At 37.0% G+C, this 6,406-nt stretch carries 12 protein-coding genes; 7 read left to right on the forward strand and 5 right to left on the reverse strand.

Translation table 11 applies throughout. The annotated features are described in order from the left end of the window. Positions 1 to 258 precede the first annotated feature (258 nt). Both IM485_RS22255 and IM485_RS22260 read left to right on the forward strand, forming a co-directional pair. Positions 259 to 570: an HNH endonuclease gene (locus IM485_RS22255; protein ID WP_287745610.1), complete on the forward strand. Its 312-nt coding sequence runs from the start codon at positions 259 to 261 to the stop codon at positions 568 to 570. After that, a complete protein-coding gene (locus IM485_RS22260; protein ID WP_287745612.1) occupies positions 542 to 1,636 on the forward strand; it encodes a tyrosine-type recombinase/integrase in 1,095 nt (364 codons plus the stop codon). Before IM485_RS22255 ends, IM485_RS22260 begins: the two co-directional genes overlap by 29 nt. Before the next feature lie 756 nt (positions 1,637 to 2,392). Here IM485_RS22260 and IM485_RS22265 read toward each other — a convergent pair. The 5 genes from IM485_RS22265 to IM485_RS22285 all read right to left on the reverse strand — a co-directional run bounded on the left by IM485_RS22265 (position 2,393) and on the right by IM485_RS22285 (position 3,972). Then, positions 2,393 to 2,608, reverse strand: a complete 216-nt coding sequence (locus tag IM485_RS22265) for a hypothetical protein (RefSeq protein ID WP_287745614.1) — start codon at positions 2,606 to 2,608, stop codon at positions 2,393 to 2,395. Between the two features lie 89 nt (positions 2,609 to 2,697). Continuing rightward, entirely contained in the window at positions 2,698 to 2,889 is a 192-nt protein-coding gene (locus IM485_RS22270; RefSeq protein WP_287745616.1) for a hypothetical protein, read from the reverse strand. A gap of 64 nt (positions 2,890 to 2,953) precedes the next feature. Next, complete coding sequence (locus IM485_RS22275) at positions 2,954 to 3,325, reverse strand: DUF6876 family protein (RefSeq protein WP_287745618.1); 372 nt, start codon at positions 3,323 to 3,325, stop codon at positions 2,954 to 2,956. Positions 3,326 to 3,389: 64 nt separating this feature from the next. Continuing rightward, the gene (locus tag IM485_RS22280) at positions 3,390 to 3,593 is read right to left on the reverse strand and encodes a hypothetical protein (RefSeq protein ID WP_287745620.1); all 204 of its coding nucleotides are present in this window, start codon (positions 3,591 to 3,593) and stop codon (positions 3,390 to 3,392) included. A 52-nt stretch (positions 3,594 to 3,645) separates the two neighbouring features. Continuing rightward, the gene (locus IM485_RS22285; RefSeq protein ID WP_287745622.1) at positions 3,646 to 3,972 is read right to left on the reverse strand and encodes a hypothetical protein; all 327 of its coding nucleotides are present in this window, start codon (positions 3,970 to 3,972) and stop codon (positions 3,646 to 3,648) included. A gap of 174 nt (positions 3,973 to 4,146) precedes the next feature. On the opposite strand from IM485_RS22285, the gene IM485_RS22290 reads away from it, so the two are divergent. From IM485_RS22290 to IM485_RS22310, 5 genes are all read left to right on the forward strand, one after another. Next, positions 4,147 to 4,344, forward strand: coding sequence for a hypothetical protein (locus tag IM485_RS22290; protein ID WP_287745624.1), 198 nt, complete (start codon positions 4,147 to 4,149; stop codon positions 4,342 to 4,344). Positions 4,345 to 4,391: 47 nt separating this feature from the next. Beyond that, a complete protein-coding gene (locus tag IM485_RS22295; RefSeq protein WP_287745626.1) occupies positions 4,392 to 4,709 on the forward strand; it encodes a hypothetical protein in 318 nt (105 codons plus the stop codon). 65 nt (positions 4,710 to 4,774) lie between these two features. Beyond that, positions 4,775 to 5,089, forward strand: coding sequence for a hypothetical protein (locus IM485_RS22300; RefSeq protein ID WP_287745627.1), 315 nt, complete (start codon positions 4,775 to 4,777; stop codon positions 5,087 to 5,089). A 56-nt stretch (positions 5,090 to 5,145) separates the two neighbouring features. Continuing rightward, the gene (locus IM485_RS22305) at positions 5,146 to 5,631 is read left to right on the forward strand and encodes a hypothetical protein (protein WP_287745628.1); all 486 of its coding nucleotides are present in this window, start codon (positions 5,146 to 5,148) and stop codon (positions 5,629 to 5,631) included. Positions 5,632 to 5,700: 69 nt separating this feature from the next. Then, positions 5,701 to 6,309: a hypothetical protein gene (locus IM485_RS22310; RefSeq protein ID WP_287745629.1), complete on the forward strand. Its 609-nt coding sequence runs from the start codon at positions 5,701 to 5,703 to the stop codon at positions 6,307 to 6,309. Positions 6,310 to 6,406 lie beyond the last annotated feature (97 nt).

The raw sequence follows: 6,406 nt of genomic DNA on the forward strand, positions 1-6,406 counted from the left end.
CTACATACTATCTACATACTATCTACATACTATCTACATACTATCTACATACTATCTACATACTATCTACATACTATCTACATACTATCTACATACTATCTACATACTATCTACATACTATCTATAGATATACAAAAATCATTGATTTTAATCCTAACCTAGTCCTATAATTTAAAGAAGTGATTAAATCGCTTGCAATGCAAGTAATCTTTAAAATGAATCAGGGGACTAATAAGCCCCAGAAGGTGATTTATGCCAATGGATCGAAGTCGCTACCCAAAAAACTGGAACGCGATCGCTTTGAAAATTAAAGAGGCATCAGATTGGAAATGCCAAGAATGTGGACTTGATTGCAAGCGTACAGATGAACCACTTGATCGATCCTCCAAAGCTAAGCAAACTTTAACGGTGCATCATTGGGATTACAATCCCTCAAATAATCAGCCCAGTAATTTAATTGCCCTGTGTAGCGGATGCCACTTGAGAAAGCACGCTGGCAGGCGAGGAAATGTGAGCAGAGAGCAATTACCGCTTTTAACCAATGACAAGACTAACAGACTGGATCACTAAAGCAAATGATCGGCTTAAGGCCGCAAAAATTGGAGTAGCGATTGAACTCCGAAACGATCGGCTTTGCCTTCGAGCCACCCTCCCCCCAAAACCGGGAAGAGCGGGCGATCCGCATCAGCAAAGAATCTCTTTAGGGATTTTTGCTAATGTTGAGGGATTGAAATTTGCTGAGAGCGAAGCTAAAGTGATCGGGGGATTATTAGCTCAAGGTAGATTTGATTGGGAGCGGTATCTCAGGATTGATCATCAATCATCAGAGACGATCGCTTTTTGGATCGAGAGATTAAAATATAAATATTTTTCGGAGCGGCAAGAAAGCCCAACAACTCTAGAGACTTGGAATCATGAATATTTGCGGCCATTATCTTTACTTCCAAAAAATAATTTTTTAACTGAAAAATGTCTAAAAGATACTTTGATTGAATGGACCGAACCTAATAGCCGATCACGCCGGCGATATGCTTTGGCTTATGCCAAAATTGCCGATCTTGCTGGTATAAATCACTCCCTGCGCGATTTAATCGGAGATTATGCTTTTAAGGCTGTATCACCGCGATCCTTGCCTTCTGATGAATTGATAGGCAAAAGCTTCGAGCTAATCACCGATCAAGCTTGGCGGTGGATTTATGGGGTGATAGCTGCCTATGGATTGCGAAATCATGAAGCTTATTTTTTGGATTTTGAAGATTACCCGATCGCCTATGTAAACAGGGGGAAAACCAACGAGCGCTATATCTGGCCGCTCTATCCTGAATGGGCTGATCAGTGGGGATTGATCAATATTTCTCGGACAGATTGCTCTGGAAATACTAATAGTGCTTATGGGAATTTGATCAGCAAGGGATTTAAAAAGCTAAAAATATCTTTCACTCCTTACGATCTCCGGCACTCTTGGGCGCGGCGATCTTTTGATTTTGGGATGGATGTTACTATGGCCTCTAAAATGCTCGGCCATAGTACGAAAATTCACACAGAAATTTATCGTCATTGGATAGATCGAGATTCTTTTAGTCGAATCTATCAGCAGCTTATTACTCATCCTGATCGTCCTTTACCGCCATGTTAAAACCTCAATATTGGATTACATCTTTTTTACTTTTGCTTGCCCTTAATTTAATCGCAATTGTAAATGATCACATAAATCAATTTCTGCTAACAATACTAGAGAGCAGTGGAGAGCTTCTTTTATATATTGTTTCCCTACTGGTAAATTTATTAATAGGAGGTATAGTTCTTAGCTATTTTCATCTTTGGCTAAGGGAAAGGAGAATAATCTTAAGCCTTGATTTACAAAGCATAAAAAGCGCAATATTAAGCTTTTTGATACTTTTCTTGTACTACAATACAATTGTCTTGATTGATTTCTATTCTAAATATTTCATAAATGTAGAAATCATGAAAACTAATCATTGGTCGTTTGCTTCTATTTATTTTATTATTTTTTGCGCTTTTTTCTATTTTCTTTTTGATAATTTTAAGCTAATCAAAAAATGATATAATAAGTTGCCTTCGGCATTTGCAATTTGCAACTTGCAAAAAACTAAAATAACTGATATTTTACAAAAAGATCACTTTTCCCTCAAGCAATTCGTTTAACTTGGTTTTGGACAATTCTTCATTTAATTCTAGATATATACTTTCATCATCCAAAAATGTTCCTAGTTGTCCCGATTTTCTCAATTTTAGTTGAACGCCATATTTTACGGATCGACGCAAAACTTTAATTATTTTGCCATGAACTATTATATGAGCAGTATCTTGCATTTGTCATTACAATTTTAATGCTTTCAATTTGTTTACTGATAACTGATAACTGATAACCTTAATCTTCTATGCGCCAATCTTCACCCACAACATCATCAAAATTGTCATGAATAATTTGAATGCCTTCCTGCTCTATATCCCACCAGCAATCTGGATCAATGTGACAGTTTAGCCACATTTTCTTGAATTTTTCTTCTGCTTCTTTTCGGCTTTTAGCCTTTATCGTCAATTTGAATTTTATAGTTTGAGTCCCTGTATACGGAAAAAGAGTCATTTTGCTCCTATTTTCATAGCGATATTTATTATGATAACTGATAACTGATAACTGATAACTGATAACTGATAACTGATAACCAACTTAACCTAATCTTCTATCTCCCAATTATTTTCGATGAGGTCAGTATTATCGCTTAATATTTTTACCTCTGAATTTTCATTAGTTCCAATTGAAACATCAAGATAAATATCATCGAAAAAAGATTCGGCTTCCTTTCGATTTTTGGCCTTGATAGTTACTTCGATAGTAACTGACATTGATCCTGTGAATTCTGGCATTTTTACTCCTAAGTAATTTGTCCAACAAACTGGTAACTGATAACTGGTAACTGATAATTGGTGATTAATACTCACTAGGGAGAATTAAAACACCTTTTCCAGTTCTCATATCACACAAATAAAGCGTGATCCCTGGAATGGGAAAATCGGTCAAAGGTATCTTTTGAGTGATTACGGGTTCATCTGTATCTCGCTCGCAGATAAGAATCGCTGACTGATCAGGATTAACTTTTAACTTCCAAAATTGAATCTGACTTAAATCTTGATTGCTTTTAATAATGGGTTCACCTTGCCATGAAGCAATTGCATCAAGCAACCAATAAGCTTTACCATTTTCGGCCACATATTTTACACCATCGGTGTAAAGAAAAGGATAAAAAGGATTGGTGTAGTAATTTTCTGTGCTACAGAATTGATCAAGATTTTCTAGGTTCATTTTGTTACTCCTATGTTTACTGTTTACTGATAACTGATAACTGGTAACTGATCACAAACAATCTTTAGTCTTGAGTAAAATTGCCTAATGCGGGATAAGTGCAACTATAGCCATAAAACTCACCAGATCGGGGAGAATTATTAAACTCCCAATAGCACTCAGAATGAGCCTTATTTCCGCAAAATAATTTTACGTCAGCAGGATTCTTTGAAAAGCCTTGGCCCGTCCAGAATTCCTGCTTAGAATTAAAAATTACAAATTGCTTCATCGTTTTACTCCTATCCTCCTAATGCCGGCTAATATTAGCCGGCTAAACTACTTTATTGATTCATGATCTTATTTAGAAGCGATTCTAAATCGATCTCTGATTTAGGATCAGCCGGACTAGGACGAACAGGGGTAGCTTGTACCTCTATGGTTTTTTCTGGCAAAAGATCGATTACTACTTTAAGCTGATCTTTCGACATTTCCCCTTGCTCATAAAGCCGTAAGGCCTGCTCAAGAAATCGCCGGCGATTATCGTCATAGCGCTGCTTCGCTTCATATTTATCCAGTTCATTGAAAAAGTAGAAAATCCCATCAATTACTTGAGGATTGAATACAGATAAAAAGCCTTGAATGATTGGATCGCGGGACAGTGGATTCATGATGATGATCTCCTATTAATCTATATCTATAGATTAGATTAGATTAGGCATAGTGTCAAGCGTCTTTAGATTAGATTATCTTATATCTATAGATAAGATAATCTAATCGATGAACCCTTGGCATTTAGATTAGATTAGATTACTATGAAGATATAGATTAAAAGGAGTACATCAATGACAAATATCTCGCTATGCAGCTCTTTGGAACTTGCAATTAATCAAGCCAAAGACTTACTAAATGCCTATCCGGGTATAGGAATAGGGATCAGAGAATCTTCTACTGGGTGGGGCTTCGTAGTTTTCAGCCCTATGGATCAGAAAAGTTTTGAGCAGGCCACAGGGTTAAAGATTAAATATCGGATACCTGCCTAATGATCAAGTATTCAGTTATCAGCAAAAAAATATATAGGAGTAAAAAAATGTACGAAAATTTAAGCACTGAGAGAGCTATTAAGCTACTCAAAGAAGATGAGAATGCTAAGTGGTCATGGTCCGGGGCTAAGGCTTTAGTCGAGTATCTAGAAGATTTAGAAAATGCCCTTAATAAGTCAATAGAATTTGATCGGATCGCTTTCCGGTGTGAATATTCTGAATATTCTAGCGCTTTAGAAGCAGCGGCAGATTATGGTTATACACCTACAGAAGATGATGAGATAGAGTCTGCTGCGCTTACTTATCTTGAAAATAAAACTACTGTCATTAAATTTGAGAGTGGTGTAATTATTCAGCAGTTTTAATATTATATCAGTTATCAATTATCAGCTATCAGTTATCAGTAAACAGTAAAAATTTAGGAGGTAAAATGAGAGATTATATAGAGATTAGCCCTACCCCAATCAATGAGGATTGTGTACAAATCGGAGCTTCTAATTATTCGAGAAAAGCTACAAAAGAAGCAGCAATCTTTATAGATCAATTAAGAAGACAATTCGGACCCGAACCTATTGGAACAAGACTAGCGATTAAGTGGTTTTCCCATGATTTTGGGTCTTACGCTACTGTAATTTGCTATTACGATCAAGATAGTGAGGAAAGCGTAGATTTTGCTTTTTCTTGTGAAAGTTTAGCCTGGGAAAATTGGGATGAACAATCCCGGTTAGAGTTAGTTAATCAGTAATCAGTTATCAGTTATCAGTTTCAGTTTTCAATTTTAAACCCATTAGGAGTAAATCGATGAAGCTATCTACCCTTAAAAAAAGGCTATCTCAATTAAATGCAAAATTGAGATTATTTCTTAGATGGAATACTGCCAAAGGGATCTCAAATTATGGCAGCCGAAGAATCAGCGACGCTATTTTTCAAATACTCAAGCTAGAAGCAAAAATCGAAATCTTAGAACAATCTCAGGCATTGCCTAACAAAAGAAAAAATCAATCGCACAAAAAAGATTTTAGTAAAACCCCTAACCCAAAAATGTTTAAGGCGTTTCAAGATAGATTTGAGAATTCTACTATCACGATCCCAGAATTTAGCGAAGACGACGAAAATCCTCCTAAACTATCAATAAAATACACATCAGGAGAAATTTCGATAAATAATTATCAAGTTTTGCCTAGTAATTACTATTTTAAATATCGTGGCAAAAAGAAAAACCTAGAAATATCTTCACAATTACACGGATTATATGCAGCCATAGGCGTGATTCTTTCCAGAAGATAATCAATTGACAATAGATTAAAATTAGATTAGACTAGATTAGGCTAGATTACTTTAGATTAAATTTAGATTATGGCGATTAGCTTTTCCCTAAATGCCCGGCAATTGGGCACCTTGCAAAATTTTGCAGAAACCGGAGAGTCTCTCAATTTGGCAGCTAAGAGACTTCTTTTATCGATCCTCGATGAACGGCTTGAGGATCGCATAAAAGCCATAGAGATCGGGATAGAAGCCAATCACTACCCTGAGATAGAACAATATCGCAGCGAAACGATCGCAGAATTACAGGAGCGAATCGACAAGATAGAAGCTGATAAGCTATCGCAGGATCATGGATTCGGAATGCACATCGAATCCCTTGAGGAGCGAATCGAAAAGCTTGAGACTGAGATAGAAGAAATACTTACCACCCTAACAAAACAACCGGCAACGCCTAACAACGGCGAATTAGTAATCTTTCTCGCTGACTCAGAGGGAGAACCGATCCAGTTTTGGTCTGGGCAGGTGTGGGTGGACGATCTCGATCTAGCCTATCGATACAAAGCACAGCAGGCTTTAGCCCGCACCATGGACAAATTGAAAAAACGGAAGCTACCCGGGAACGGCTCCCCGGGAACGGTGATCGCATTCGCCCCGATAGAAAATCTGCCCGAAAATGGCAAGTCGTGGAAAAGGTTTTAAAAGCGCGTTGTTTACCGTTGTCACCGTTGTAACCCGCACTGTATAAGGGGTGTGGCTTACAACGGTATAATCCCTTTTCTTATAATAAAAAAAAAAA

The organism is Microcystis sp. M169S2 (assembly GCF_020245865.1).
GTDB lineage: Bacteria > Cyanobacteriota > Cyanobacteriia > Cyanobacteriales > Microcystaceae > Microcystis > Microcystis ichthyoblabe_A.